The sequence below is a fragment of the Rhizocola hellebori genome (assembly GCF_016862955.1).
In the GTDB taxonomy this organism is placed as follows: domain Bacteria; phylum Actinomycetota; class Actinomycetes; order Mycobacteriales; family Micromonosporaceae; genus Rhizocola; species Rhizocola hellebori.
In genome coordinates this window covers 51,546-77,899 of the sequence record NZ_BONY01000023.1, presented here as the reverse complement: position 1 = coordinate 77,899, position 26,354 = coordinate 51,546, and the positions used below count along the sequence as shown (strand labels likewise).

At 67.5% G+C, this 26,354-nt stretch carries 28 protein-coding genes and 2 pseudogenes; 20 read left to right on the top strand and 10 right to left on the bottom strand.

The window, feature by feature from the left end; all coding sequences use genetic code 11:
* Window positions 1-12 precede the first annotated feature (12 nt).
* The gene (locus Rhe02_RS20195; RefSeq protein ID WP_203909831.1) at window positions 13-714 is read left to right on the top strand and encodes a VIT1/CCC1 transporter family protein; all 702 of its coding nucleotides are present in this window, start codon (window positions 13-15) and stop codon (window positions 712-714) included.
* On the opposite strand, the gene Rhe02_RS20190 is transcribed toward Rhe02_RS20195, so the two are convergent.
* The 6 genes from Rhe02_RS20190 to Rhe02_RS20165 are packed head-to-tail and all read right to left on the bottom strand — an operon-like array spanning window position 711 to window position 6,070.
* On the bottom strand, window positions 711-1,175 hold the full coding sequence (locus Rhe02_RS20190) for a nitroreductase family deazaflavin-dependent oxidoreductase (RefSeq protein ID WP_203909830.1): 465 nt from the start codon (window positions 1,173-1,175) through the stop codon (window positions 711-713). The two genes, Rhe02_RS20195 and Rhe02_RS20190, sit on opposite strands and share 4 nt — an antisense overlap.
* A 40-nt stretch (window positions 1,176-1,215) precedes the next feature.
* A complete protein-coding gene (locus Rhe02_RS20185) occupies window positions 1,216-3,888 on the bottom strand; it encodes a permease-like cell division protein FtsX (RefSeq protein ID WP_203909829.1) in 2,673 nt (890 codons plus the stop codon).
* Window positions 3,885-4,604 carry an ABC transporter ATP-binding protein gene (locus Rhe02_RS20180; RefSeq protein WP_203909828.1) on the bottom strand — a complete coding sequence of 240 codons (720 nt, stop codon included), beginning with the start codon at window positions 4,602-4,604 and terminating at the stop codon, window positions 3,885-3,887. Before Rhe02_RS20180 ends, Rhe02_RS20185 begins: the two co-directional genes overlap by 4 nt.
* The gene (locus tag Rhe02_RS20175) at window positions 4,591-5,157 is read right to left on the bottom strand and encodes a PadR family transcriptional regulator (protein WP_203909827.1); all 567 of its coding nucleotides are present in this window, start codon (window positions 5,155-5,157) and stop codon (window positions 4,591-4,593) included. Before Rhe02_RS20175 ends, Rhe02_RS20180 begins: the two co-directional genes overlap by 14 nt.
* A gap of 17 nt (window positions 5,158-5,174) precedes the next feature.
* A complete protein-coding gene (locus Rhe02_RS20170) occupies window positions 5,175-5,615 on the bottom strand; it encodes a ferritin-like domain-containing protein (RefSeq protein WP_275412628.1) in 441 nt (146 codons plus the stop codon).
* Window positions 5,612-6,070, bottom strand: coding sequence for a hypothetical protein (locus Rhe02_RS20165; protein ID WP_203909825.1), 459 nt, complete (start codon window positions 6,068-6,070; stop codon window positions 5,612-5,614). Before Rhe02_RS20165 ends, Rhe02_RS20170 begins: the two co-directional genes overlap by 4 nt.
* A gap of 114 nt (window positions 6,071-6,184) precedes the next feature.
* Here Rhe02_RS20165 and rimP point away from each other — a divergent pair, with 114 nt between their 5' ends.
* The 17 genes and pseudogenes from rimP to dapB all read left to right on the top strand — a co-directional run bounded on the left by rimP (window position 6,185) and on the right by dapB (window position 22,064).
* Window positions 6,185-6,802, top strand: a complete 618-nt coding sequence (gene rimP, locus Rhe02_RS20160; RefSeq protein WP_203909824.1) for a ribosome maturation factor RimP — start codon at window positions 6,185-6,187, stop codon at window positions 6,800-6,802.
* On the top strand, window positions 6,799-7,857 hold the full coding sequence (gene nusA, locus Rhe02_RS20155) for a transcription termination factor NusA (protein ID WP_203909823.1): 1,059 nt from the start codon (window positions 6,799-6,801) through the stop codon (window positions 7,855-7,857). Before rimP ends, nusA begins: the two co-directional genes overlap by 4 nt.
* A 9-nt stretch (window positions 7,858-7,866) precedes the next feature.
* The gene (locus Rhe02_RS20150; RefSeq protein WP_203909822.1) at window positions 7,867-8,199 is read left to right on the top strand and encodes a YlxR family protein; all 333 of its coding nucleotides are present in this window, start codon (window positions 7,867-7,869) and stop codon (window positions 8,197-8,199) included.
* Window positions 8,200-8,345: 146 nt separating this feature from the next.
* A pseudogene (locus tag Rhe02_RS50955) lies at window positions 8,346-8,498 on the top strand (translation initiation factor IF-2 N-terminal domain-containing protein); the annotation flags it as partial.
* Between the two features lie 528 nt (window positions 8,499-9,026).
* A pseudogene (gene infB / locus Rhe02_RS20145) lies at window positions 9,027-11,486 on the top strand (translation initiation factor IF-2); the annotation flags it as partial.
* 3 nt (window positions 11,487-11,489) lie between these two features.
* Window positions 11,490-12,428 (top strand): TRM11 family SAM-dependent methyltransferase, encoded by a 939-nt coding sequence (locus Rhe02_RS20140; RefSeq protein ID WP_203909820.1) that lies wholly within the window; start codon window positions 11,490-11,492, stop codon window positions 12,426-12,428.
* Between the two features lie 11 nt (window positions 12,429-12,439).
* Window positions 12,440-12,733 carry a DUF503 domain-containing protein gene (locus Rhe02_RS20135; RefSeq protein WP_203909819.1) on the top strand — a complete coding sequence of 98 codons (294 nt, stop codon included), beginning with the start codon at window positions 12,440-12,442 and terminating at the stop codon, window positions 12,731-12,733.
* Between the two features lie 69 nt (window positions 12,734-12,802).
* Entirely contained in the window at window positions 12,803-13,270 is a 468-nt protein-coding gene (rbfA, locus tag Rhe02_RS20130; protein ID WP_203909818.1) for a 30S ribosome-binding factor RbfA, read from the top strand.
* Window positions 13,271-13,296: 26 nt separating this feature from the next.
* Window positions 13,297-14,265 (top strand): DHH family phosphoesterase, encoded by a 969-nt coding sequence (locus tag Rhe02_RS20125; RefSeq protein ID WP_203909817.1) that lies wholly within the window; start codon window positions 13,297-13,299, stop codon window positions 14,263-14,265.
* A gap of 42 nt (window positions 14,266-14,307) precedes the next feature.
* Window positions 14,308-14,715 carry a hypothetical protein gene (locus Rhe02_RS20120; RefSeq protein WP_203909816.1) on the top strand — a complete coding sequence of 136 codons (408 nt, stop codon included), beginning with the start codon at window positions 14,308-14,310 and terminating at the stop codon, window positions 14,713-14,715.
* Entirely contained in the window at window positions 14,712-14,930 is a 219-nt protein-coding gene (locus Rhe02_RS20115) for a DUF6186 family protein (protein WP_203909815.1), read from the top strand. The genes Rhe02_RS20120 and Rhe02_RS20115 overlap by 4 nt, the downstream gene beginning before the upstream one ends.
* 362 nt (window positions 14,931-15,292) lie before the next feature.
* Entirely contained in the window at window positions 15,293-16,171 is an 879-nt protein-coding gene (truB, locus tag Rhe02_RS20110; RefSeq protein ID WP_203909814.1) for a tRNA pseudouridine(55) synthase TruB, read from the top strand.
* Window positions 16,172-16,174: 3 nt separating this feature from the next.
* Window positions 16,175-17,113 carry a bifunctional riboflavin kinase/FAD synthetase gene (locus tag Rhe02_RS20105; RefSeq protein ID WP_203909813.1) on the top strand — a complete coding sequence of 313 codons (939 nt, stop codon included), beginning with the start codon at window positions 16,175-16,177 and terminating at the stop codon, window positions 17,111-17,113.
* Between the two features lie 88 nt (window positions 17,114-17,201).
* On the top strand, window positions 17,202-17,471 hold the full coding sequence (gene rpsO, locus Rhe02_RS20100; RefSeq protein WP_203909812.1) for a 30S ribosomal protein S15: 270 nt from the start codon (window positions 17,202-17,204) through the stop codon (window positions 17,469-17,471).
* 178 nt (window positions 17,472-17,649) lie between these two features.
* Window positions 17,650-19,977: a polyribonucleotide nucleotidyltransferase gene (locus Rhe02_RS20095; protein ID WP_203909811.1), complete on the top strand. Its 2,328-nt coding sequence runs from the start codon at window positions 17,650-17,652 to the stop codon at window positions 19,975-19,977.
* Window positions 19,974-21,293, top strand: a complete 1,320-nt coding sequence (locus tag Rhe02_RS20090) for a M16 family metallopeptidase (RefSeq protein ID WP_203909810.1) — start codon at window positions 19,974-19,976, stop codon at window positions 21,291-21,293. Before Rhe02_RS20095 ends, Rhe02_RS20090 begins: the two co-directional genes overlap by 4 nt.
* 15 nt (window positions 21,294-21,308) lie before the next feature.
* The gene (gene dapB, locus Rhe02_RS20085) at window positions 21,309-22,064 is read left to right on the top strand and encodes a 4-hydroxy-tetrahydrodipicolinate reductase (protein WP_203909809.1); all 756 of its coding nucleotides are present in this window, start codon (window positions 21,309-21,311) and stop codon (window positions 22,062-22,064) included.
* Here the strand turns inward: dapB and Rhe02_RS20080 are convergent.
* On the bottom strand, window positions 22,014-22,580 hold the full coding sequence (locus Rhe02_RS20080; RefSeq protein ID WP_203909808.1) for a GNAT family N-acetyltransferase: 567 nt from the start codon (window positions 22,578-22,580) through the stop codon (window positions 22,014-22,016). The two genes, dapB and Rhe02_RS20080, sit on opposite strands and share 51 nt — an antisense overlap.
* A gap of 31 nt (window positions 22,581-22,611) precedes the next feature.
* Between Rhe02_RS20080 and Rhe02_RS20075 the strand changes: the two genes are divergently transcribed.
* A complete protein-coding gene (locus Rhe02_RS20075) occupies window positions 22,612-23,808 on the top strand; it encodes a glycosyltransferase 87 family protein (RefSeq protein WP_203909807.1) in 1,197 nt (398 codons plus the stop codon).
* On the opposite strand, the gene Rhe02_RS20070 is transcribed toward Rhe02_RS20075, so the two are convergent.
* From Rhe02_RS20070 to Rhe02_RS20060, 3 genes are read right to left on the bottom strand one after another with little or no spacing between them, the layout of a single operon-like run.
* Window positions 23,719-24,222, bottom strand: a complete 504-nt coding sequence (locus Rhe02_RS20070) for a GNAT family N-acetyltransferase (RefSeq protein ID WP_203909806.1) — start codon at window positions 24,220-24,222, stop codon at window positions 23,719-23,721. The genes Rhe02_RS20075 and Rhe02_RS20070 overlap by 90 nt on opposite strands.
* The gene (trxA, locus tag Rhe02_RS20065; protein ID WP_275412627.1) at window positions 24,219-24,557 is read right to left on the bottom strand and encodes a thioredoxin; all 339 of its coding nucleotides are present in this window, start codon (window positions 24,555-24,557) and stop codon (window positions 24,219-24,221) included. Before trxA ends, Rhe02_RS20070 begins: the two co-directional genes overlap by 4 nt.
* The gene (locus Rhe02_RS20060) at window positions 24,536-24,919 is read right to left on the bottom strand and encodes a MerR family transcriptional regulator (protein ID WP_203909805.1); all 384 of its coding nucleotides are present in this window, start codon (window positions 24,917-24,919) and stop codon (window positions 24,536-24,538) included. The genes trxA and Rhe02_RS20060 overlap by 22 nt, the downstream gene beginning before the upstream one ends.
* A 135-nt stretch (window positions 24,920-25,054) precedes the next feature.
* Between Rhe02_RS20060 and Rhe02_RS20055 the strand changes: the two genes are divergently transcribed.
* A complete protein-coding gene (locus tag Rhe02_RS20055) occupies window positions 25,055-26,260 on the top strand; it encodes a winged helix-turn-helix domain-containing protein (protein WP_203909804.1) in 1,206 nt (401 codons plus the stop codon).
* Window positions 26,261-26,354 lie beyond the last annotated feature (94 nt).

Sequence of the window (26,354 nt, the reverse complement as noted above, 5' to 3'; positions counted from 1 at the left end):
AACGGTGGTGCCATGACTTCGCAGACCGTTGAGCATGAGCACAGCGACGTCTCCGGTGGCTGGCTGCGCCCGGCGGTCTTCGGGGCGATGGACGGCCTCGTCACCAACATCGGCCTGATCGCCGGTGTGGGCGGCGCTGGGGTAGAGCCGGGAACCATCGTGCTGACCGGCGTGGCCGGGCTGGTGGCGGGGGCCATCTCGATGGCGCTTGGCGAGTTCAGCAGCGTCAAAGCCGCCAACGAGCAGGTGGCCGCCGAGGTTGCCAAGGAGCGCAAGGAGCTGCGACACAACCCGGTGGCCGAGGCCAACGAGCTGGCCGAGCGATGGATCGAGCGCGGCCTGCCCGCCGACCTCGCTCACCAGGTGGCGGACGCGCTGAAGGAGAATCCCGAGGAGGCGCTCAAGGTTCACGTGCAGGAGGAGCTTGGCGTCGATCCCAACAGCCAGCCGAGCCCATGGCTCGCGGCCATCTCCTCGTTCGTCTGCTTCTCGATCGGTGCCCTGATCCCTTTGCTCAGTTACCTTTTGGGCAGCGAGTCGCTCTGGTTCGCGCTCGGTGTCGGTGGCCTGGGCCTTTTCACCGCGGGCGCGCTAACCTCCCGCTTCACCGGGAAGCCTTGGCTGTTGACCGGTTTGCGGCAGCTCGTGCTGGGCGCCTGTGCCGCGGGCGCTACCTACCTGATCGGCTCCCTGATCGGCGTGAGCGCGATCTAGTCCTTGGTGAGAAGGAAGAGGCGGATCTGGCGCGGTGCGCAGCGCTTCTGGTAGGTCGCGTAAGCGGGCCAGATCGCGAGTGCCTTTTGCCACTTCTCCGCGCGCTCCGCGCCTTCGAGCAGCCGGGCGGTCACCGGGTAGGTCTTGCCCTTGACCCGCGCCGTCGCCTTCGGGTTGGCGATCAGGTTGTAGGACCAGCCCGGGTGTTTCTTGCCGCCCCAGTTCGAGCCGATAAGAACCATATTTTCCCCGTCGGGGATATAGGCCAGCGGCTGATTGCGCGGCAGACCCGACTTCTTGCCGGTCGTGGTGAGCATGAGCGCCGGCACGATCCCCAGCGCGATCAGCCGTCCGCCGGTGACCTTGGTCATGGCTTTGTCCAAGGGGGGCAGCACCGAACGGTTCATCCGGGCGAACCAGCCCTGGTGGCCCAGGTACTCGACGAAGCGGCGAATTGGCATGGAGGACATCATGCCCGATCGGGCTACCAGCCGGTAGTTGTCAGAACCGGCGCTCGATGGGCAACTTTGCCCTGGTGAACAGGGCGGCGCCGGCCATCGCCACGATGGGGACAGCGACGATGACCGCCAGACTCTGCCACGGTACGGCGAAGGGGATCGTCGCGCGAATGGGCCACTGCCGCTCATACACCTGGTTCAGCGCAGCGATCAGGATCGCCGCGCCGCCCATCCCGGCTATGGTCCCGAGCAGCGCGCCCAGGCCGGCGATGATGCCCGCCCGGCCGACCGAGAGCCGGCGCCTCATCTGGGGGGCCGCCCCGACCGCGGCCAGCGTCGCCAGGTCGGCGCGTCCGTCCACTGTGGCCAGTCCGGTGGCGATTCCGGCTGCGCCGAGGGCGATCGCGGCCGCGGCCAGCGCGAGGATCAGGATGGTCGGGTCGTGGAACGCGGAGGGACCGCGCTCGGCGTTGACATAGAGATCAAGGTCGATGTCCGCCAATTCGGCTTGCAGGCGTGAGTCGTCGGCCATGGTCGGGACAGAGCCGTTGTCGCCGGCCATGCCCAGCATTTGCACCTGCACGCCGAGCCGCGCGGCGACCTCGGGCGAGACCACGCTCTGCATCCCTTGGGTGCTGGTCGAGAGCAGGAATCCCGGCACCGTGATCGTGGGTCGGAGGTTGACCGAAGGGTCGTTCCCGGTCAGGGTGGCGAGGGTCACCTGGCCGTCATGGATCATCCGGGGGTCGGTGACGACGGCGCCCCCGGCGGCCAGTGTGCGCCTGGCCGCTGCCAGCTCCCGGTCACCTGGGCCGAAAAGGATGGCGAGCACGTCACCGTTGTCGACGATGGTGCCGCCGACCCACCCGCCGCCCGAGAAGCTGGCGCTCTGGCTGTTCCGGCAGCGCTCGTCGGCACGGGCAGCGCGCACCTCGCTCGGCGTGAGCTCGCGGGGCGTGTAGACATAGGGACACAGCTGTTGCTCGGGGATCACCACCACGATGTCGCAATACCCCTTCAGCTCCTGGCCGGGGCAGACCGGTACCGAGTAAATGTGCAACTGGGCCGAGGGGAGCACCCTGTGCACGGCTGCCTCCACCTGAGCCCAGTTCTGCGGCTGGCCGCCGGCCATCGCGGCATCGTGGATGGTGAAGGCGCCCGGCCGCAGATAGGGCAGATAGGTGGCCTCCTGCTGGTGTTCGAGCCCAATGGAGAAGACCCCCACCGCCACCGCGCCGGCGACCGCACCCATGATCGCCGAGATCGCTGGAGCGGCGGCCGTCCGGTTGCGCGCGGTGTCCCGCAGCGCGAGCCGCGGCGCCAGCGGCAGCCAGCGGCCGACTCGGGCGATGAGCCCCAGCAGACCCGGGGTCAGCACCACCAGACCCAGCTCGGCTAGGACAATGCCAAGCAACATAAGGGATTCGCTGGTACCGGTCGCGCCCAGCACGGCGACGGCCGCCCCGCAGCCGACCATGGTCAGGCCCGTGATGATCCAGCGGCGGCGTGAGCGGAGCACGCCCCGGCGGCCATTGAGCACCTGAACGACATCCTGCCGCGCGGCGATGAAGGCGGGCACGGTCGCAGCGAGAAGACCGGTGCCGATCGCGAGCATGGCGATGGCCACGAGCGCGGTGGGAAAGAAACGCCAGCCGCCCGCGCGGGTGTGAATCAGCGCTTCCTCGACGATCGGCCTGCCCGCCACGGCAAGACCCACGCCGAGAAGAATGCCTATCCCGGCCCCGCCCGCGCCCAGCACCACCCCGTCGGCCAGCACCACGCGCCGCAGGTGTTTGGGCGCACCACCCGCGGCGGCGATGAGGGCCAGATCGCGCGCGCGGCGCCGGGCGCCCACGGCGAAGGCCGGCCCCGCGAGGAGAATCACCTCCAGGGCGACCAAACCTGACATGAGGAAGCCGACCGCCAGACCCTCGGCCGTGGTGCTGAGGTTGGTGCCACTGCGGTCCTCGGGTAGGCCGCGGGCGATGGCGCTGATGCCGTGGTCATTGAGGCGTTGCGCCATGTCGATGGTGAGCGGGGCCGGGGTGTCGGCCAGCCACTGGGCCGGCTTTTCCGCGTCAGCAAGGAGGATCTTGCTGGTGGAGACGGCAAGCGGGCTCAGGTCATCGGGAACCTCGACGATGCCCACCACCACGAACTCGCCGTTCGGGTCCACGCCCCGCAGCGCGCTGCCCAGGCGCAGCCGCAGGTCGTTGGCGGCCGCGATGTTGACCGCGATCTCGTTGTCGGCGCTGGGCGCCCTGCCCTGCCTCAGCTCCACCATGCCGCGGGTCATCGGATCGCCTATATCAACGAGATGCACCGGCAGGTAGGCGACGCCGTCCGAGGTGCGAACCCGCAGACTCGACCGCCCCAGCGGGATCACGCGCGAGCCGGCCGGCAGCTCGGCGAGGATTTCTTCCTCGCTGAGCGAAGCGAGGTCGGTCAGCGCGATCGGCCTTTCGACCGGCGAGGTCCAGCTCATCTTCGAACCATCGAGGGACAGGTCCTTGACCGAGGTCAGCATCGCGTCCGCGCGGCCCAGCCGCCGGTCGAGCGACTCCGCCTCGGTGAGCTGGAACATGTCGTAGCTCACCGCGGCGAAGGAGAGGAAGGCCACCGGAAGCGCGATCATCGCGAGGACCAGGGCCGAGCGCCCTTTGGACTTGAGGGCCTCGCGCCGGGCGATGCGGATCGCCGCGGCCCACGCCCTCATGGCTGCACGTCCGCCAGGAGGCACTCCGGCTGGCTGAGGGGACCGGAGGTGTCCACAATGGACCCGTCGCGCAGGAAGACCACCCGGTCGGCCCAGGCCGCGTGGCGGGCCTCATGGGTCACCAGCACCCCGGCGGCGCCGCAGTCAACGCGATGCCGAAGCAGCTTCAAGACAGATTCGCCGGTCAGCGAGTCGAGGGCGCCGGTGGGTTCGTCGGCGAGCACCAGCTTGCGCTGCCCGATCAGGGCTCGCGCTATCGCGACCCGCTGCTGCTGGCCACCGGAAAGCTCGTCGGGGAACCGGTCTGCGTAGCCATCAAGCTCCACTTCGGACAGAGCCGCTTCCGCTTGCGGCCGTGCCCGGCGGATCGGCACGCCATCCAGTTCCAGGGGGAGGGCCACGTTTTCGGCTGCGGTCAGGCTTGGTACCAGATTAAGCGCCTGAAACACATAGCCCACACTGTGCCGGCGCACCTCGGCGAGCCGCTTGCGGCTGAGCTTGCCCAGCTCCACGCCCTCGACCAGGACGGCGCCCCGATCGGGCCGATCGAGCCCTCCGGCGAGGTTGAGCAGCGTCGACTTGCCCGAACCCGAAGGCCCCATGACAGCCACCAGCTCTCCCGCGACGACCGACAGGGAGATCTGGCGCAGCGCATGCGTGGCAGCGTCGCCCTTGCCGTGGGTGCGGTAGACGTCGCGCAGCTCAAGCACGTTCATGGAGTTCGGCCCCCTCCGCCTCGACCGGCAACGGCTTCGGTGGCCCTGGACGGTAGCGCACCAGCGCTGCTTCGCAATGGTCCAGCCAGCGCAGCTCGGCTTCGGATTGATAGATCATCGCGTCGATCACCAGTCGCCACGGCAGGTCGGCGTCGCCTCTTTTGAGCCGCGTGTACTCCTGCAGGGCTCGCATGGTCGCGGTGCGCTGGGTCTGCACGACCGCCCGCACGTCGACGCCGGGGGTGGTGAGCGCGAGCGCGAGCTTGATGGCGAGCTCGTCGCGGGGCCGGTCGGCCCGCGCGATGGGGGTGGCGAACCAGAGGGTGAGCTCGACCCGGCCCTGATCGGTGATCTCGTACGGTCGCTGACCGCCGTCCCCGGGTGGCAGCGCATGCACAAGCCCGTCGCGTTCCAGCCGGTTGAGGGTGGTGTAAACCTGGCCGATGTTCAGCGGCCAGGTGCCGCCGGTGGAATCTTCGAACTCGGCGCGCAACTGGTAGCCGTAGCGGGCGCCGCGTTCCAATAGGGCCAGCAAACCGTGTCGGACGGACATAGCTACTGAGTATGCACCTAACCGGGCCGCCCTGGGAATGCGGTCCTCAGCGGCGACTGTCCGGCGATCTTGCGCCATCGGGTGGCCCGCACGGCCGCATCGGAGTAGCCGTCGATGGCGAGCCGCCGCAGCTCGTTCTCTGTCGCTGCCAGCACGCTGCGCCAGTTCGCCGTCACCCCGTTCTCGACGTACTCGGCAAGCATGAGCGCACTCGTCTCATCGATGACCGGGAACGGCAGCGTATAACCGGCGTCGGCCGGTGCCGGACTGGCTTTGACCTGGTCCAGGTGGACCACCAGGGCGTCGCGGCGGCCACGATGGGCAACCTCGGCCGCGCGGGCCTCCGCCCGGCCGGCGTCATTGAGGTGAACCCCTATCCGCCCGTACGCGTACAGCGCCGCATGCTCAGACATCAGCGCCGACCTCAATCGCTCGACATTGTCCGGCCCGGCGGTCACGGGAGAACCTCCAGGTGGCAGGCGCGGGCGGCGGCGATCTCGCCGAGCAGGGTGGCGCGGTTGGGCGGGGCGGTCATGCAGGCCTCGATCGCGGCCAGCCGCGCCTGCTGCTCCGCCTGGCGGACCTCGCCGCGGGGCGTGCTCGGGGACGCGGGGACGGGCGAGCCCGAAGGGGCCGGCTTCATGATCGCGGCCAGCGCGGCCAGGTGGGCCTTGTGCGCATCGCGGACGGTCACCAGGATCGCGGCCGCCGGGGTCGCGGCGATCGCCGTCTCGTAGGTCTGGATCAACGCGGCGGTCTGCCCGTAGAACTCGGTCAGCTGATCCGGCGGCGGGGGAGGCGGGGGCTCGCTGTCCAACAGGTCGCACGCGGCGAGCGCCGGGGCGGCGGCCGCAGCCGTGAACACGCTGCGTAGCAAGCTCCGACGCGACTTTCCGACCGCGGGATGAGACATCGGCAAAGCGTATAACGAGGGCGAGCAGCGCGCCGACGGCCGCGAGCGTGAGCGTGCGCGTTACGCTCTGCTCGACGTGGTTCTCCTCGCCGACAACTTGAAAGGGGTGCCAGCATGGCTCAGCGTGGCCGAACCAGCGGTCGGCAGACGGGTAAGCCTGCCCCGGCCAGCCGCCCCGCTCCGCCGCGGCTTGCCCCGGTCGACGTTACGGCATTGACCAAAGTCGTGCAGCCCGCAGTCATCGAGGCGGGCTATGAGCTGGAAGAGCTGAGCGCCAAGCCGGTGGGCCGGCGGCATCAGGTCAAGGTGGTCATCGACGGTGATGGCGGTCTGGGCCTGGACGTGATTGCCGACGTCTCCCGGGCCATCTCCCGCGCCCTCGACGACGCCGAAGAAGCCGGGGTCCAGCTGTTCCCCGGCGAGTACCAGCTGGAGGTTTCCTCGCCCGGGGTGGACCGGCCATTGACGAAGCCCCAGCACTGGCGGCGCAACGTGGGAAGGTTAATCAAGGTCAAGGTGGCTGAGAAGACCCTGACCGGAAGGCTGACGGCCGCCAACGATCAGGGCATCACCCTGGAAGTGTCGGGCATCGCTCACCGGCTGGGTTTCGTGCAACTGGGTCCGGGCCGGGTCCAGATCGAGTTCAGCCGCCTGGAGGAGATTTCCGACGCCGAGATGACGGAGTTCTCCGACGATCTCGGCGACGACGAAGACGTGGAGGAGGAGCGGTGAACATCGACTTGGCTGCGCTTAGGGCCCTGGCGCGCGACAAGGAGATCTCCGAGGAGACCATCCTGCACGCCATCGAGTCCGCTCTGTTGACCGCCTACCGGCACACCGACGGGTCGCATTCACACGCGCGCGTGGAGATCGACCGGCATACCGGCGCAGCCATCGTCTTCGCCCAGGAGTTCGACTCCGAGGGCACGCTTGTGCGTGAGTTTGACGACACCCCCCACGACTTCGGCCGCATCGCGGCGATGACGGCGAAGCAGGTCATCCTGCAGCGGTTGCGTGAGGCGACCGATGAGGTCCACTTCGGCGAATACGCGAACCGTGACGGTGATCTCGTCACCGGGGTGATCCAGGCGCACGAGACCCGCAGCGAGAAGGGGATCGTCTCCATCGACCTGGGCAAGGTCGAGGCGGTTTTGCCGCAGTCGGAACAGGTACCCGGTGAGACATATCCCCATGGGCAGCGCATCCGCTCCGTCGTGGTGCATGTGGCCAAAGGCTTCCGCGGGCCTCAGGTGACCGTCTCCCGGTCGCACCCGGCGCTGGTGAAGAAGCTGTTCGCGCTCGAGGTGCCGGAGATCGCCGATGGCACGGTCGAGATAGCGGCCATCGCGCGTGAGGCTGGACACCGTACGAAGATCGCTGTTCGCTCCACGGTCACCGGTGTCAACGCCAAGGGCGCCTGCATCGGGCCGATGGGCCAGCGGGTCCGCGCGGTCATGAGCGAGCTGCATGGTGAGAAAATCGACATTATTGACTGGTCTGAGGATCCGGCCGAGTTCGTGGGCAATGCGCTTTCGCCCGCAAAAGCGCTCAGTGTCGAGGTCGTGGACCTCGCCGCCCGCGCCGCCCGGGTGATCGTCCCCGACTATCAGCTTTCGCTCGCGATCGGCCGCGAAGGGCAAAATGCCAGGCTGGCAGCACGTTTGACCGGTTGGCGGATCGACATCAGATCGGATGCGGCGGCCGATCAGGCCACCAATCGCACAAGATCGTCGGATGCGGAGCCCGAGAGTGAACCGGGAGAGGCCTCAGTCAGCACTTCAGGGTAGACTTCTGAGGTGATTCGTCGCGCGTTGCCGACGCGCACCTGTGTGGGATGTCGGCAGCGTGCGTCCGCGTCTGATTTATTGCGTGTGGTCGCGATCGCGTCGGTCACTGATTCGGGTTCCTCCCATTTCAGACTCCGGCCTGATCCGAGCCGTGTATTGCCTGGCCGTGGTGCGCATGTGCATCCAGTTCCGGGCTGTCTCGACTCCGCGCTGCGACGCCGAGCCTTCGGGCGAGCGTTGCGGGTGCCAGGTGTCCCAGACCCTGGCGAGCTGAGCGAGGCGATCGCCGCCGTCAACGGCGGCGATCCAGGGTCGAGTGGCCCCAGCCGGCAGAGCGCCTAGGTGCCGGCGAAAACCGTAGGTGAGGCAGCAGCCCCACCGAAGGAGCAAAGGAACGACCGACATGAGCACACGATGAAGTCACTGAAATGATCAGGCTTCAAGTGCACAAGTGAGGTCGCGGCGGGCTTGCCCCTTGCGACCTCGAGATGAGGAGTGCAGTGGCAGGCAAGGCCCGCGTACACGAGCTGGCGAAAGAGCTCGGGGTCGAAAGTAAGAACGTTCTCGCCAAACTCAAAGAGATGGGTGAGTTCGTCAAGTCAGCATCGAGCACGGTGGAAGCACCCGTGGCTCGGCGACTCAAGGAAGCCTTCGCGGCCGGTTCCGGCCCCTCGGCGTCAAGCGCGCCAAGGAGTCCCGCACCGGTGACCGCGAGCGAACCCAAGGTGTCGGCGAAGCCGATGCCACCCAGGAAGCCGGCAGCGCCGGCGGGCAAGCCGAAGGCGCCGGTCTCCATGGTGCCGCCGACCCCCGTCGCCAAACCGGCCAGCGCGCACGACATCGAGGTGGCCGCGGCGGAAGCCCGTGCCGCAGCGCTCAAGGCCGAGCAGGACGCCACGCGTGCCGCTCAGCAGGCGCAGCGGGACGGCAAGCCACCCGCGGAGGGCGCGCCCAAACCCAGCTTCATGCCGCCGCGTCCGGGAACGGCGGGCGCGCCAGCGCGTCCGGCCAACTCCGGTGGCGGCAGCGCACGGCCGGCCCCGCCCGGGATCGGTCCCCGCGACTCCGGTGGACGTGGCAACGGTCCCCGTGTGGAGGGTGCGCGCGGCGAAGGCCGCCCGTCCGCTCCGCGCGGTGAAGGCCGTGGCGACTCGCGTCCGGCCGCCCCTGGTGGGCGTCCGCCGCGCAGCGGAGGCAACAACCCGTTCGGCATCACGCCAGGCGCAGGCGGCTCACGCGGCCCGCGTCCGGACGGCATGCCACGCCCCAACCCGGCCTCGATGCCGCCCCGGCCGAACCCGGCCTCCATGGGCGGTCCCAGGCCCAACCCGGCTTCCATGCCGAGCCAGCGTCCGGCACGTCCAGGTGGCCCGGGTGGCCGTCCCGGTGGTGGCGAGCGTGGTGGCGGCGGCGGTGGCTTCCGTGGCGGTCCCGGTGGGGGCGGCACGGGCGGTCCCGGCGGTCGTCCCGGTGGTGGCGGCGGATTCCGTAGCGGACCTGGCGGCGGCCCCGGCGGCGGTGGCGCAGGCGGCGGTGGAAACTACCGCGGTGGCACCGGAACGGGCACCGGCGGCGGTTACCGCGGCGGTCCCGGCGGCGGCACCGGCGGTCCCGGTGGACCGGCGGGTGGCGGTTTCCGTCCGGGCGGCGCGCCCGGTGGTGGCGGTCGTCCCGGTGGTGGCGGACGTGGCCGTGGCGGCGGTGCCGCTGGCGCGTTCGGTAAAGCGGGCGGAAAGGCCCGTGGCCGCAAGTCCAAGAAGCAGAGGCGTCAAGAGTTCGACAACCTGTCCGCCCCGACGATGAGTTCGGGTGCGCCGCGCGGAAGTGGCCAAGCGGTCCGGCTTCCGCGGGGTGCCTCGCTCTCCGACTTCGCCGAGCGGATCAACGCCAACCCGGGCTCGCTGGTCCAGGAGATGTTCAACCTGGGCGAGATGGTGACGGCGACCCAGTCGTGCACCGACGAGACCCTGCTCATGCTCGGTCTTCACCTGGGCTTCGAGGTCTCCATCGTCAGCCCCGAAGACGAAGACCGCGAGCTGCTCGCCCGCTTCAACATCGATCTCGATGCTGACGTGGACGAGGACCGCATGGTCACCCGTCCGCCGGTGGTGACCGTCATGGGTCACGTCGACCACGGTAAGACCAAGCTGCTGGACGCGATCCGGTCGGCGAACGTGGTCGAGGGCGAGGCCGGCGGCATCACCCAGCACATCGGCGCGTACCAGGTACACGTCGAGCACGAGGGCGAAGATCGCGCGGTCACCTTCATCGACACCCCGGGCCACGAGGCGTTCACCGCCATGCGTGCCCGTGGTGCGCAGGCGACCGACATCGTGATCCTGGTGGTCGCCGCGGATGACGGCGTCATGCCGCAGACGATTGAGGCGCTCAACCACGCCAAGGCGGCCGACGTGCCGATCGTGGTCGCGGTGAACAAGGTGGACAAGCCGGAAGCCAACCCGGGCAAGGTGCGCCAGCAGCTGACCGAATACGGTCTGGTGGCCGAGGAATACGGTGGCGACACCATGTTCGTCGACATTTCCGCCAAGAGCCGGCTCAACATCGACGGTCTGCTCGAGGCTGTCCTGCTCACCGCCGACGCATCGCTGGACCTGCGGGCCCCGATCGACGGTCACGCGCAGGGTCTGGCCATCGAGGCGCATCTCGACAAGGGCCGCGGCCCGGTCGCGACCGTCCTGGTTGGACGCGGCACGCTGCGTGTCGGTGACTCGATCGTGGCGGGTAACGCCTACGGCCGGGTCCGGGCCATGCTCGACGACACGGGCCGTCCGCTGACCGAGGCTGGTCCGGCCTGCCCGGTGGCGGTGCTCGGTCTGACCGCGGTGCCAGGCGCCGGTGACACGTTCCTCGCCGCCGACGACGACCGCACGGTGCGCCAGATCGCCGAGCAGCGGCAGGCGCGTAAGCGCGCTGCCGAGCAGGCGAACCTGCGTGGCCGGGCGACCCTGGAGACCCTGCTCGAGAAGATCAAGGAAGGCGAGCGCACCTCGCTGGACCTCATCATCAAGGGCGACGTCTCCGGTTCCGTCGAGGCACTCGAGGACGCGTTGGTCAAGCTGCCGATTCCGGAGGAGATCCAGCTTCGGATCATCCACCGTGGCGTGGGTGCGATCACCGAGAACGACGTCAACCTGGCGTCCGCCTCGTCCGATGCGACCGCGATCATCATCGGCTTCAACGTGCGCCCGATGCAGCAGGCTCGGGAGCTCGCCGACCGCAGTGGCGTGGAGATCCGGTACTACACCGTTATCTACCAAGCCATCGAGGAGATCGAGGCGGCGCTCAAGGGCATGCTCAAGCCGGAGTACGAGGAGCACGCGCTCGGCTCGTGTGAGGTCCGCGAGGTCTTCCGCTCGTCGAAGGTGGGTCTCATCGCCGGTTGTATCGTCCGGTCGGGTCTCATTCGCCGTAACGCCAAGGCGCGCGTCGTGCGTGACGGCAACGTGGTGGCGGAGAACGTCTCGATCAGTTCGCTCAAGCGGTTCAAGGATGACGCCACCGAGGTCCGTGAGGGCTTCGAATGTGGTCTGACCCTGGGTGGTTACAACAACCTTCAGGTCGAGGATGTCATCGAGACCTACGAGATGCGCGAGAAGCCGCGGGTCTAGGGTTTGCGATACGCACTTTTGCTGGCCCCGTCCGCCAACCGGGTTTACACCCGGTCGGCGGCGGGGCTGGCGTCTTCAGAGCTGAAAGCCTTCGGCACCAAGGTTGAAGAGACGATCGTCCTAGGTGGACTGTCCTATCTGGTCTTCGAAGGTGAGCCGGAATCTTTGCCGCGCTTGGCAAATCTCTCCTCGGTGTGCGCGATCTTCGAGCTGCACGGCAACGACATGTTGCGGCCGATCGGCGAGCCACCGCTGGCGCACTTCGACGACGATCTGCTCACCATCCAGAAATACGCGGGGAAAACCAACGAGCACTTCACAAAGCTGTTGCTCAACGTGACCGCGCTCGCCAGCTCGTGGGACTTCCTCCAGCGCAAGTTCGTCGTGCTCGACCCGGTCGCGGGCCGGGGCACCACGCTCAACCAGGCCCTCATGTACGGCTGGGACGCGATCGGCATTGAGATAGACGGCAAGCATGTCGAGGCCTACGCGGCGTTCATGAAAACCTACTTGCAGCGCAAGCGAATCAAGCACACGGCCGACACCACGCCGGTGCGCCGCGACGGCCGCCGGCTGGGCCGCCGCTTCGACGCCTCCATCGCCGGTTCCCAGCAGGTAACGCTTTTCGACGCGGACACGGTCGAGGCGCGAAAGCTGATGAAGGCGCATTGTGTGGACCTCATCGTGGCCGATCTTCCCTACAACGTGGTGCACAAAATCGGTTCCCCGACACAGCTTCTGCGTGCCGCGTTGCCCGGTTGGGTGGAGCTGCTGCGGCCCGGCGGCGCGCTGGGCATGTCGTGGAACACCCATCTCGCGCCGCGTGAGCAAGCGATTACTCTCCTCGAAGAGGCCGGGCTACGGGTGTCTGAGGGCTTCGACGGCTTCGAGCATTGGGTCGACCAGGGAATTACCCGCGACATCGTGGTGGCTCGCAAGTAGTCTGACTCTCCGTGCACACAGGAACAGCGCTGTTTGATTTCGTCCTGCCGGGGGATTCTAGGTCCTTGAAGATGAAGCGCTCCTACGTGCGGCCAATCATCGCGGCGTTGCGCAAGTTCGAGGTGGCGGTGGCCGAGGTCGGAGCGCAGGAGTTGCACGGCCGCGCCGAAATCGGAGTGGCCACGGTGGCTGCCGATGCCCGCCACGTTTCGGAGGTGCTTGACGCCTGCGAAAGGCTGGTGGCCGGCCGCCCCGAGGTCGAGCTGCTTTCCGTGCGGCGGCGCTGGTATGGCGATGACGACTAGTAGGACGAGTGATCAATCGCCCCAGGCGGGTACTGTCAGGGTGTAACTGTAGGTGTCGGAGGTGGCGTGATGACTGATCCAGCCAAGGTGCGTCGGCACTCGGAGAGGGTGAAGGAGTTGGTCGCTTCGGCGGTCCGCAATATCAAGGATCCGCGACTGGGCATGATCACCATCACCGACACCAGGCTTACCGGAGATCTTCGCGAGGCCACCGTTTTCTATACAGTTTTGGGCGATTCGGCCGCGCAGGTAGGAACCGCTGCCGCTCTGGAGAGCGCCAAAGGCCTGCTGCGCAGCACGGTCGGCAAGGCGCTGGGGTTGCGGCATTCGCCCTCGCTCGCCTTCGTCCTGGACGACGTCCAGGAACACGTCAAGGAGATCGATGACCTTCTGGCTGAGGCGAAGCAGCGCGACGCTGCCGTCCAAGAGCTTGCGGCCAACGCCACCTATGCCGGTGACGCCCAGCCTTACAAGCTCGATGATGAAGACGAAGCCCACGAGGATTCCTCGGCGCACAGCGCCACGAGCCGTCGGTGAGCGCTGCGATCTCTGAAGCTCAGTGGATGGCCGCGAGCGCGGCCATCCGCGAGGCGCTCCGGCCGGAAGCGTCGGTTCTCCTTGCCTGCCATGTGAATCCGGATGGCGACGCGCTGGGCAGCATGCTCGGCTTCGCGCAGGGGCTGCGCCAGCTCGGCGTGGCGCAGGTGCAATGCAGCTTCCCGGGTCCGCTCACCGTGCCGGATCCCTTGCAAATGCCAGGGCTGTCTTTCTTGGTACCAGAATCAGAAGCCCACGAAGAGCCAGACCTCTTCATGACCTTCGATGCCGCCAGCATCAGCCGGCTCGGCAAGCTCGCCGACCGGCTCGACACGGCCAAAACAAGCGTGGCGCTAGACCATCACGCGTCCAACAGCGGCTTCGGGAAGTTCTCGTTGGTGGACCCAGATGCGGCGGCCACCTCGTTGGTCGCGGCAAGGCTGCTGGACCGGCTGGGGGTGACCTTCGACCGGGATATCGCGGAGTGCCTCTACATCGCGCTGGTCACCGACACCGGCTCGTTCAAGTTCGCGCTGACCACACCCGAGGTTCACGAGCTGGCGGCGCGACTGGTCGCGTCGGGCATAGACGTCGGCGGGATATCGCGGCGCATATTCGATACCCGGCCGTTCGGAGCGGTTCGGCTCTTCGGCGAGGTGCTCGGCCGGGCGGAGCTCGACCCGGCCGCCGCGCGGGGCATGGGCATGGTCATCGCGGTGGCCACCCTTGATGATCTGCGCCGGCACGACCAGCCGCCCTACGTGATGGAAGCGTTGATCGACTCGATCCGGTGCACCGCCGAGGCCGACGTCGCCTGCCTGCTCAAGCAGATGGCCGACGAGGAGTGGGCGGTCAGCCTGCGCAGCAAGGGCGGCGCCGACGTGAGCACGGTGGCGGTGGCCCTGGGCGGCGGCGGGCATCGGCTCGCCGCGGGATTCACCGGCCGGGGCAGCGCAGCCGAGGTGATCAAGGCGGTTCGTGAACGTTTGGAGTGAATTTTTCTCCACGCACTGTAGTCAACACGGCACAATCGGGACATGGAGCAACCAGAGGACCTAGTCGCAGAGCGATCGAGCCCGTGGCTATCGCGCTATTTGGTGCTCCCCGTGTTCGTCCCGCTGTCGTTGCTGGGCGGGCTGTTCCCCTCGTTCTCGCTGGAGGCCAACCTCTACGTGCTCCTGCTCGGCGGCGCGATGCTGACGGCGGGGCTGTCCAGCCGGCTGCCCCGGCTCACCGCACCCGCGGTGCTTCCGCCGGGCGTGGTTTGGTGGCTGGTGCCGATCGGCATCTTCGTGATCTTCGAAGTAATCACCTACGCGTTCGGGTCCACCCATGACTTCCCGACGCTGTCGTTGCTCGCCGACCCGCTGCTCGACGGCTATCTGATGCGCAGCCTCGGCTATTTCGGCTGGCTGACAATCTTCTGGGGGATGGTGCGCAGATGAGCATCACAAGACTTGCGGTCATCTCTGGCTTCCTCGCCGCCATCATCGCGGCCGTGGTGATCGAAGCGCTGGCGAGGCGGCCGCAGTCGCGCATCCCGCGTTTCGGTGAGGTTGCCGCCGTCGTCATGCGTTACGACCTGGCCGGCATCCCGGTCGGCCGGCTGGCCCTGCTCGGCTTCTGGTTCTGGTGCGGCTGGCACTTTCTGGCCCGCTAGATCCGCGATCTTCGCTCCTGGTGTGTCTGGCGTTTAACGGACGTTCACATGATGGGAACTCGTACACACCATGTGGACCTGAACGATAGTTTGGTGGGCGCGGCGCCATGCGTGGGTTCCCACAAGGCCCGGCGTCCGCAAGCAGGCTCAATTCGCTCCCGGCGATCCCGGGCTCCGGCATGGGTCCAGTTAAATCAACGTTTGGAGATTAAGGACTCGCCATGCCCGTCAAAAAGTCCCAGCAGCAGAACAGTGCGAAGCCGTCGGCCGAGGAAGACCGCGAGCAGGCTCGCCGCGCCCTGCAAACCTCTATGGACACCCGCCAGTAAACAACCTTCCGTCTCCTGTCAGGCTTGCTGATTGTGAGCACGGATGGACTGATCGTCGTAGACAAAGAGCCGGGCATGACGTCGCATGACGTTGTAGCCCGGCTACGTCGTATAGCCCGCACCCGCAAGGTCGGCCATGGGGGGACGCTGGACCCGATGGCGACCGGGGTGCTGGTGATCGGCGTCGGCCGCGCCACGCGGCTGCTCACCTACGTGGTGGGAACGGCGAAGGTCTACAGCGGCACGATCCGGCTGGGCCAGGCGACCACCACCGACGATGCCGAGGGCGACGTCACGCAGAGCGTCCCGGCCGGTCACCTTTCCGACACCCAGCTCCGCGAGCAACTGGCTGCGATGACCGGTGAGGTGGATCAGGTGCCCTCCTCGGTCAGCGCGATCAAGGTCAAGGGCGTGCGTTCCTACCACCGGGTGCGCCAGGGCGAAGAGGTCCAGCTTGAGCCGCGCCGGGTGACGATCTCGCGCATCGATGTGCAGGGCATATCGCGAATCGGGGATTTGGTCGACGTCGAGGTCGAGGTCGCCTGTTCCTCCGGGACCTACATCCGCGCCATCGCCCGCGATTTGGGCGCCGCGTTCGGGGTCGGTGGGCACCTGACCGCGCTGCGGCGCTCCGCGGTGGGGGACTTCTCGCTGGCCGAAGCGCGCACGCTGGGGCAGCTCGCCGAGCTGGACGATCCGGTGACCCTGCCGTTGTCCGAGGCGCTCGCTCGGGCGCTGCCGGTCATCTCGGTCGACGCCGAACAGGCGCGCACGGTGACGCATGGCGGCCCACTTCCCCAGACCGGCATCCCCGGCCCGTACGGTGTGATCGGGCCGGATGGCACGGCGCTCGCGGTCATGTCCGACCGCGACGGCCGGGCGCGTCCAGAAATCGTGCTGGTGGGGAGTTAGCAGATGCACCGTTGGCGGGGTTATGAGGCGGCGCCGAGGGGCTGGGGCCGTTCGGTGGTCACCATCGGAGTCTTCGACGGTGTCCATATGGGACACCAAGCCACCATCGGCCATGCCGTGGAGCGGGCCAAGGGGCTGGGGTTGCCCAGTCTGGTGCTCACGTTCGACCCGCATCCCTCGGAGGTGGTGCGGCCGGGTTCCCATCCGGCGGTGCTGACCGGGCAGTTGCGCAAGGCGGAGCTGATCGAGCAGCTCGGTGTCCATGTGCTGTGCGTGCAGCCGTTCACGCTCGATTTCTCGCGGCTGAGCGCGGAGCAGTTCGTGCACGACATGCTCGTCGAGCACATGCACGCGGCCCTGGTGGTCGTCGGTGAGAACTTCCGTTTCGGCCACAAAGCGGCCGGCGATGTCGAGCTGCTGACCAAGCTGGGCCGCACGTTCGGTTTCGCGGTGGAGCCCTCCCCGCTGGTGACCGCGGACGGTGTGATCTTTTCGTCTACCTATGTCCGAGCCTGTGTCGATGCCGGTGACGTGACGGCCGCCGCTCAGGTGCTTGGCCGGCCACATCGCGTGGAGGGGGTGGTGGTGCGCGGGGATCAGCGGGGCCGCACGCTCGGCTTTCCGACCGCAAACCTGATGACCGCCCGCTTCACCGCCATTCCGGGCGACGGCATCTACGCCGCGTGGCTGGTTCGCGGGGCCGAGCGGCTGCCCGCGGCGGTGTCGATCGGGACGAACCCGACGTTCTCGGGGCAGGAGCGTCGCCTGGAGGGCTACATCCTGGATTTCGATGGCGATCTCTACGGGGAGCGGCTGGCCTTCGATTTCGTCGCCCATCTGCGCCCACAGCTCAAGTTCACAGACGTCGATGATCTTGTGCGGGCCATTGAGGATGACGTTGAGCGCACTCGGGCGGTACTCGGCGTGAGTGCCTCGTCCTAACTGATAGCCTAGATGGCGATTAGCCTCGTCTACCTGCCCGACGCCGTGGGGGACGGGGCGTAAGGAAAACCCCACAGTTAGGGAGATTATGGCGCTCGACGCTGACGTCAAGAAGTCGATCATGCAGGAGTACGCGACCACCGAGGGTGACACCGGTTCCCCCGAGGTGCAGGTGGCGATGCTCACCAAGCGGATCAAAGACCTGACCGAGCATCTGAAGATGCACAAGCACGACCACCACAGCCGTCGTGGTCTGCTTCTGCTGGTCGGCCAGCGCAAGCGGCTGCTGACCTACCTTCAGAAGAAGGACATCACACGCTACCGGGAGCTCCTAGCGCGCCTCGGTCTGCGGAAGTGATTTACGGGGGAGCGGCCGACCGGGCTGCTCCCCCTTGAAAAAGAAATAGGCGCACTTCAGGCGGGCCGTCGGTCCTCGGTAGTGGTACCCGGAGCGAATCCGAGTACTTCGATCGAAGACCGGCTCTTCCCCTAGCCTCCTGCGGCGCGCCACGACGTAGAAGGAGCAGGAAGCTCACATGACCGAGACGACACTCGGCGAACAAACCAGCAAAGCAGTGATCGACAACGGTGCATTCGGCACCCGCGAGATCACTTTCTCCACCGGCCGCCTTGCCAAGCAGGCCGCCGGTGCAGTCGTCGCCCAGCTGGGCGACACGGTGGTGCTTTCCACCACGACCGCCAGCAAGCAGCCCAAAGAGCAGTTCGACTTCTTCCCGCTGACGGTGGATGTCGAAGAGCGCATGTACGCGGCCGGACGCATTCCGGGCTCGTTCTTCCGCCGTGAGGGACGCCCGAGCGAGGACGCGGTGCTCACCTGCCGCCTCATCGACCGCCCGCTGCGGCCTTCCTTCGTGAAGGGCCTGCGCAACGAGGTTCAGGTCATCGAAACCGTGCTCGCGCTCGACCCGCAGCACCCTTACGACGTGGTCGCGATCAACGCGGCCAGCATGTCCACCAAGCTTTCCGGCTTGCCGTTCAGCGGCCCGATCGGAGCGACCCGGGTCGCGCACATCGACGGCCAGTGGGTGGCGTTCCCGACCATCGCCGAGCTTGAGCGCGCCACCTTCGACATGGTGGTGGCCGGCCGGGCCCTGCCCGACGGCGACGTCGCCGTGATGATGGTGGAGGCCGAGGCGACCGAGCACACGGTCAAGCTCGTCGCCGATGGTGGCGTGGCGCCGACCGAGGAGGTCGTGGCCAGTGGGCTTGAGGCCGCCAAGGCCGCGATCCGCGAGCTGTGCCGCGCTCAGAGCGAGCTGGCCGAGGTGGCGGCGAAGCCGGTGACCGAGTTCCCGGTCTTCCTCGACTACCAGGACGACGTCTACGCGTCGGTCAAGGCCGCGGCCGGGTCCGAGGTCGCCGAGGCGCTGAAGATCGCTGGCAAGGCCGAGCGGGAAGAGGCGCTCGACCTGGTCAAGGAGAAGGTGCTCGCCGAGGTCGCGCCGCAGTACGAAGGCCGCGAGAAGGAGCTTTCACCGGCGTTCAGGTCGCTGACCAAGCACGAAGTGCGTTCGCGCGTCCTGCGTGAGGGCGTCCGCATCGACGGCCGGGGGCTGCGGGACATCCGCGACCTGTCCGCCGAGATCCAGGTGCTGCCGCGGGTTCACGGCTCGGCCCTGTTCGAGCGCGGGGAAACCCAGATCATGGGCGTCACCACGCTGAACATGCTGCGCATGGAGCAGGCGCTAGACACTCTGTCGCCGGCCAAGACCAAGCGCTACATGCACAACTACAACTTCCCGCCCTACTCGACCGGTGAGACCGGCCGGGTTGGCTCGCCGAAGCGCCGCGAAATCGGTCACGGCGCGCTGGCCGAGCGGGCTCTGATTCCGGTGCTGCCGGCGCGCGAGGAGTTCCCTTACGCGATCCGTCAGGTCTCGGAAGCGTTGGGCTCCAACGGTTCCACCTCGATGGGCTCGGTCTGCGCGTCGACCCTGTCGCTGCTTAGCGCCGGTGTGCCGCTCAAGGCGCCGGTCGCGGGCATCGCGATGGGCCTCATCTCCGATGAGGTCGACGGCAAGACCGAATACGTGACGCTGACCGACATCCTCGGCGCCGAAGACGCCTTCGGCGACATGGACTTCAAGGTCGCCGGCACGTCGGAGTTCGTCACCGCGCTGCAGCTGGACACCAAGCTCGACGGCATCCCGTCCGATGTCTTGGCCGCCGCTCTGCAGCAGGCCAACGAGGCGCGGCACACCATCCTCGGCGTGATGGCCCAGGCCATCGCCTCGCCGGGGGAGATGAGCGACTACGCGCCGCGGGTCACCACGGTGAAGATCCCGGTCGACAAGATCGGTATGGTGATCGGCCCCAAGGGCCAGACCATCAACGCCATCCAGGACGAGACCGGCGCCGAGATCTCCATCGAGGACGACGGCACGATCTACGTCGGCGCGACCGACGGCCCATCGGCCGCCGCCGCGGTGGAGCGGATCAACGCCATCGCCAACCCGACCCTGCCGAAGGTGGGCGACAGGTTCCTGGGCACGGTCGTGAAGACCGCTGCCTTCGGTGCCTTCGTTTCCTTGGTACCGGGACGCGACGGCCTGCTGCACATCAGCAAGGTGGGCGACGGCAAGCGCGTCGACAAGGTCGAGGACTTCCTCAATGTCGGCGACAAGGTCGAGGTCGTCATCGCCGATGTGGATGCCCGCGGCAAGATCTATCTGGACAAGATCGGCCCTGACGGCAACCCGATCGTCACCGAGCGGGCGCCCCGCGAAGGCGGCGACCGTCCGCCGCGCGAGGGTGCCGGCGACCGCGGCCCGCGTGGAGATCGCGGAGACCGAGGCCCGCGCGAAGGTGGCGAGCGGCGCGAGCGTCGTCAGCGTCGCGAATGAAAGACCGCCTCAACAGGGCAGTAACGCGTAAGGTGGCGGGCGACCTCGGAGGGGTCGTCCGCCGCACCGTGCTGCCCGACGGAATGCGCATCCTCACCGAGGCGATCCCGGCGATGCGCAGCGTCTCCTTCGGCATCTGGGTGGGCGTCGGCTCGCGTGACGAGGCGCCCCAACTCAGCGGGGCCTCCCACTTCCTGGAGCACCTGCTCTTCAAGGGCACCAAGAAGCGTTCCGCGATGGACATCTCGTCGGCCATCGAAGCCGTGGGCGGCGAGACAAACGCTTACACGTCAAAGGAATACACCTGCTACTACGCGCGGGTGCTCGACGCCGATCTGCCGTTGGCGATCGAGGTCATGTGCGATGCGGTGGCCGACTCGGTGCTGCTCGACTCCGATGTGGAGACCGAGCGTGGCGTGATCCTCGAAGAGATCGCCATGCACGCCGACGAGCCCTCCGAGGAGGTGCACGACCTGCACATGGCGGCGCTCTATGGAGACCATCCGTTGGGGCGGCTCATCTCCGGCACCGTCGAGACCATCACGCCGATGTCCCGCAAGCAGATCAACGGCTTCTATCGGCGGCGCTACACCTCGCCCAACATCGTGGTGGCCGCCGCCGGCAACCTCGATCACGCGACGGTGGTGAAGCAGGTGCGGCAGGCCTTCGCCGACTCGTCGTTCGCCTCGTTCGCGGCGGGTGTGCCCGCGGCGATGCGGTCACCTGAGTCAAAGGTGAAGCTGCGCCCCGCTACCACCGTGGTGCGTGGCGATGACACCGAGCAGGCTCATCTGGTACTCGGCGGAGCTGCCACGGGAAGGCATGACGAGCAACGATTCGCGTTGGGCGTGCTCAACAACGTCTTCGGCGGCGGCATGTCCAGCCGGCTCTTCCAGAGCATCCGTGAGCAGCGGGGGCTGGCCTACTCGGTCTACTCCTACGTCTCCCATTTCGCAGAGACCGGAACGTTCGGCGTTTACGCCGGCTGTGCTCCAGCGAAGTCGGGTGAGGTGCTCGACCTGATCCGAGCCGAGATGGCCAAGACCGCGGCGGAGGGGATCACCCCGGACGAATTGCGCCGCGGCAAAGGCATGCTCAAAGGCGCACTCGTGCTCGGCTTGGAGGACACCGGATCGCGGATGAGCCGCCTGGGCAAGGGCGAGTTGCTGCACGGCGAGCTGCTCACCATGGACGAGCTGTTGGAGAAGGTCGACGCGGTGACGCTCGATGACGCCAATGCCATGGCGGCACAGGTCCTGGCTGCTCCGATGACACTCGCGGCAGTTGGCCCATTCGATGACTCGGCGTTTCGATAACGGTAGGTTGAGCCGGTGACTGACGAGAAGGAACCCATCCGCGTCGGCGTGGTGGGCGCGCGCGGCCGCATGGGGCAAGAGGTGTGCAAGGCCGTAGACGCCGCCGATGGCCTCGACCTCGTGGCCATGATCGATCAAGGGGACTGGCTTTTCAACGCCTCCGATGCCGCCGCGCAGGTGGTGGTCGATTTCACCACCCCCGACGTGGTCATGGACAACCTGCACTGGTGCATCGAGCAGGGCATCAACGTGGTGGTGGGAACGAGCGGTTTCACCCAGTCGCGCATCGATCGCGTGCGGGCCTGGCTCAAGGGCCACCCGCACGTGGGCGTGGTCATCGCGCCCAACTTCGCGGTCGGCGCGGTGCTGATGATGGAGTTCGCCGCCCGCGCGGCCCGCTTCTTCGAATCCGTGGAGATCATCGAGCAGCACCACCCGCGCAAACTCGACGCGCCCAGCGGCACGGCTATCAGCACCGCTGACGCGATTGCCCAGGCCAGGGCGGCTGCAGGGCTGGGTGCTGTCCCCGACGCCACCAAGGACGAGGTGGCCGGGGCGCGCGGCGCCGATCTCAACGGCATCCGCGTGCACAGCGTGCGGGCCAGCGGCCTGGTTGCCCACCAGGAGGTGCTCTTCGGGACCACCGGCGAGACGCTGACCATCCGGCATGACTCCTACGACCGGGTGTCCTTCATGCCCGGTGTGTTGCTCGCCATCCGCTCAGTCGTCGAGCGTCCCGGTCTCACCGTCGGTCTCGGGAATCTGCTCTAGCGAGACGTGCAGGTGATTCTGGGGGACCAAAAGATCATCGACGTCGAGGGCCCGGGTCGATCCGTCCGGGGCCCAGCCGGCCGAGGTGAGGAACTTCTGGGTCGCTATGTCCTGGTCGAAGGCCCACGCGCCGGCGGCGGTGAAACCGTCGGCGCGCCACAGGTCGACGGAGGCCGCGAGCAGCCTGCTGCCGTGGCCCCGGCGCCCCCAGCGCGGCTCGACCAGCAGCTCGGTGATGGCGGCCACCCCGTGATCCTCCTCGGCGGGCTCCGATGCGAGGAAGCCCACCAAGTATTCTTGAGCCGCTTGTTCGATGGCGACGAGGACCCGATGGCGCTCGCTTGGCGGGGCGACAATCGCCTCAAGCCAACGCTCACGCAGAAAGTCTTCGTCGATCTCCTCGAGGATGTGTCTGGGCAGCAACCGCCGATAGGCGGTCCGCCAGGTCGCCAGCTGAACCCGAGCGATCTCAGCGGCGTCGCTTTGGCGGGCCGGCCGGACAAATCCAAGAGCCATAGTTGGCCAGCCTAGCCGTGAGGGGGAGTGGGTGAAGAAACGAACCCAGATCTGGATTGTCGTGGCGCTCGCCGTGGCGGCCCTGGTCTTCGACGCCTTCCTCGCGGTGCGGCACGGCTTCTTCGATCTCAACGTCTACTACGGCGCGATCAACTACTGGGCCGACGGCGGGAGCCTTTACGACTTCGTGCGCAAGGGCAGCACCTACGGATTCACCTATCCGCCCTTCGCCGCGCTCACCATGCTGCCCATGGCGGTGCTGAGCTGGCCGGTGGCGGTGGCGATCGGCTCGCTCGCCACGGTCGGGGTCACCGTCTGGCTCATGCGTGAGCTGCTCAAGCCCGTCATCGCCAAGCGGCGGTGGACCCCATGGTTCGCGCTGGCGATCTCCCTTTGCCTGCTGGCTGTGTACGAGCCGTTCCGAGAGACGTTCCTGTTTGGACAGGTCAACATGCTGCTGGTCGGGCTTGTTGCCGCCGACCTGCTGCTGCTGCTCTCCAAGCGCTCGCGCTGGGCCGGAGTGGGCATCGGCCTGGCCACGGCGATCAAGCTGACCCCGGGCATCTTCATCTTGTACCTGCTCATCACGAAACGGTGGCGGGCCGCGTTGGTGGCCAGCGTCACCGCCGCGGGCGCCACCCTGCTCGCGGCGGCGATCGCGCCCGACGCCTCGCGGGAGTTCTGGACCTCGGCGCTGTGGGACACCGATCGGGTGGGCGTGCTCGCCTTCATTTCCAACCAGAGCGTGCAGGGCGTGGTGGCCCGCCTCGATCCGGCGCACCCGAGCAAGCTGCTCTGGGCGGCTGGAATTCTGGCGGTGCTCACGATTTGGTTCGTGCGCTCGCGCCGTGCGGCCGCTTCCGGCGACGAGACGCTCGGTCTGGCGCTCACCGGCATCGTGGGCGTGCTGATCAGCCCGGTGACCTGGGTGCACCATCTGGTCTGGGCCATCCCGGCCTTTGTGCTGATCTTGGAGCGCGGCGGCCGGCGATTGCAGGTCTTCGCCGCGCTCGCCTTTGCCGTGCTCTGCAGCCGATTGGTATGGGTCTACCAATTCGACTTCAGCGGTGTGGACGGGTTCGTCTTCGCCAACGCCTACGTCTGGATCATGCTGGCTCTGCTGGCGCTCACGCCGGGGCTAGTCGCGGCGAAGGGCGAGCTGCAGCTCGGGGGCGTCAAAGTCGCTCCCGGAGTGCCGGTAAAAGTGCCGCGTTCCGTTCGGGTGTAGCCCGTGGCGCGCGTAGAAGCGCTGCGCCCGCTCGTTTCCTTCCAGCATCCACAGGTGGATCTCCTGCTGGGGCAGGTTGTCCAGCGCCTCGCGGATCAGGGCGTCGCCGGCTCCGGTACCCCAAAAATCGGGGTGAACATAAATGGCTTGGATCTCGCCGAACTCTTCCTCGTGACGGTCGGGCCCGAACCTCACGAAACCGGCCACCACGCCGTCCACCTCCGCCACGAGAGTGCGGCGCGGGCCGTCGTTGTTGAACCGCTCGCGGCGTTTCTGCGCCCACTCCGGCACGCTGAGCGTGTCGAGCACCTCATCGGGAAGCAACCCCCGATAGCCCTTCTGCCAGGCCATCACATGCAGCTGCGCGATGGTGTCGCAGTCGGCTTCGGTCTCGGGGCGCACTACCAGGGTCACACCGGGATAGTAGTTTGCGCCTCGAACGCTTTGCGCAGTGCGGCTTTCGGGCGCGACCCCACGATGCGGGCGACCACTTCGCCGTCGCGGAAGACGAGCAGGGTCGGCAGCGACATCACGGCGTAGGACCGTGAGCTGATCGGGTTGACGTCCGAATCGATCTTCGCGATGACCAGGCGGCCTGCGAACTCCTCGGCCAGCTCCGCCAGACTCGGCTCGATGGCACGGCAGGGCGGGCACCAATCGGCCCAGAAATCGACCACGACGGGCAGCTCGCTGGCGAGCACCGCTTCGGCGAACGTGGCATCGGTGACTACTGACATCCCCTGTGGCATGGTTCCTCCCTGCTTTCGATGGCTTTGGTGAGCTGTGAGCGGAGCTGTTCGCGAAGCGTGGAGAGCTGACCGAGATGGGCATCGACCTCCGCGAGCTTGCGCCTGAGCACCGCGACCGAGTCGGGGCAGACGTCACCGCTCGCGTTTCCCGCACGCAGGCAGGCGACGAAGGGCGGAATCTCCTGCAGGCCGAAGCCGGAGGCGAGCAGAGCCCGGATCTCCTCCACGACACGCAGCTCCGACTCGTCGTAAGACCGGTAGCCGTTGGACGACCGCCGCGCCCGCAGCAAACCTTGCTGCTCGTAGTAGCGCAGCATGCGGGTGGTGGTGCCGGAGCGCTCGGCCAGCTCGCCGATCAGCATGTGAACCTCCTTGGCCACCAACGTAAACGTTGCCGCCGACGTCAAGGCAAGGCGATATGTGACGCAGCTCACAAACCTGGTGGGCTTTGGACATGGATCGCCGATGTCGTACCGGGCAAGTAGGTTTCACTTCTGATGGAGACGCTATCGATTTCCGAAGTCCGGCAGATCGCGCTGGCAGCCCAGGGCTTTGCCGACCGGGCGCCGCGAGGCCCGGTCACGGCCAAGCACCTGCGCCGGGTGGTCGGCCGCACCGGTCTCTTCCAGATTGACTCGGTCAATGTGCTGCAGCGCGCCCATTACATGCCGGCCTACGCCCGCGTCGGCGGCTACGACACCGCTCTGCTCGACCGGGCGAGCGCGCGCAAACCCAGGTGGCTGTTCGAATATTGGGGCCACGAGGCGGCCCTGCTTCCGCACGAGCTGCAGCCGTTGATGCGCTGGCGCATGGCGACCGCCGAGAAGGCCTGGGGCGGTCCGCGCAGCATCGCGGCGAAACGGCCCGACCTGGTGCAGTGGGTGCTTGACGAGGTCCGGGCGCGGGGTCCGATGACCGCGGCCGAGATCGAGGAGGATGTGCCGCGGGCCAAGGACAACTGGGGGTGGAACTGGTCCGAGGTCAAGATGGCGCTGGAGTGGCTCTTCTACATCGGCGAGGTGACCTCGGCCGGGCGCACCACCCAGTTCGCCCGTCGCTATGAGCTGACCGAGCGGGTCCTGCCGGCCGAGATCCTGGCTCGTCCCACACCGCCGCCCGAGGAGGCCTTCCGGCAGCTGGTCGAGCAGTCCGCGCTCAGCCTCGGGGTGGCGGCCGAGATCGAGCTTCGTGACTATTTCCGGCTCCCGGCCACCTCGACCGGCCCCGCGATCCGCGCGCTGGAGGAGGCGGGGGTGCTGATCCCCGTCCAGGTGCAAGGGTGGAAGCCGAAGGCGTGGCGCCATCGCGACATCCCCGCCGCCAAGCCATTGCACGTGTCCACATTGGTCAGTCCGTTCGATCCGTTGATATGGCAGCGAAATCGGGCTGAGCGTCTGTTCGACCTGCATTACCGCATCGAGATCTATGTTCCCGAGGCGAAGCGGGTGCACGGCTACTACGTGTTGCCGTTCTTCCATGGCGACCGGTTCGCGGCCCGGGTCGACCTGAAGGCCGATCGCAAAGCCGGTGTCCTGCGCGTCCCCGCCGCGTGGCTGGAGCCCGGGGCCAAGGCGGCGGCAACGGCCAAGGCGCTCGGTGGCGAGCTGCGGCGTTTGGCCGATTGGCTTGGCCTGCAACAGATCGCGCCCGCCGAGCGAGGAGACCTCGCGGCGCCCCTCAACCGGGTGATCGCCAAAAAGTGACTTCACCAGGGTAAATATTGATCAGCATTGACTGATCGAGGCGTGCTCCCCTACGGTGTGACCCAGCGTCCCCAGCAGGAGGGCGCGACTCCAC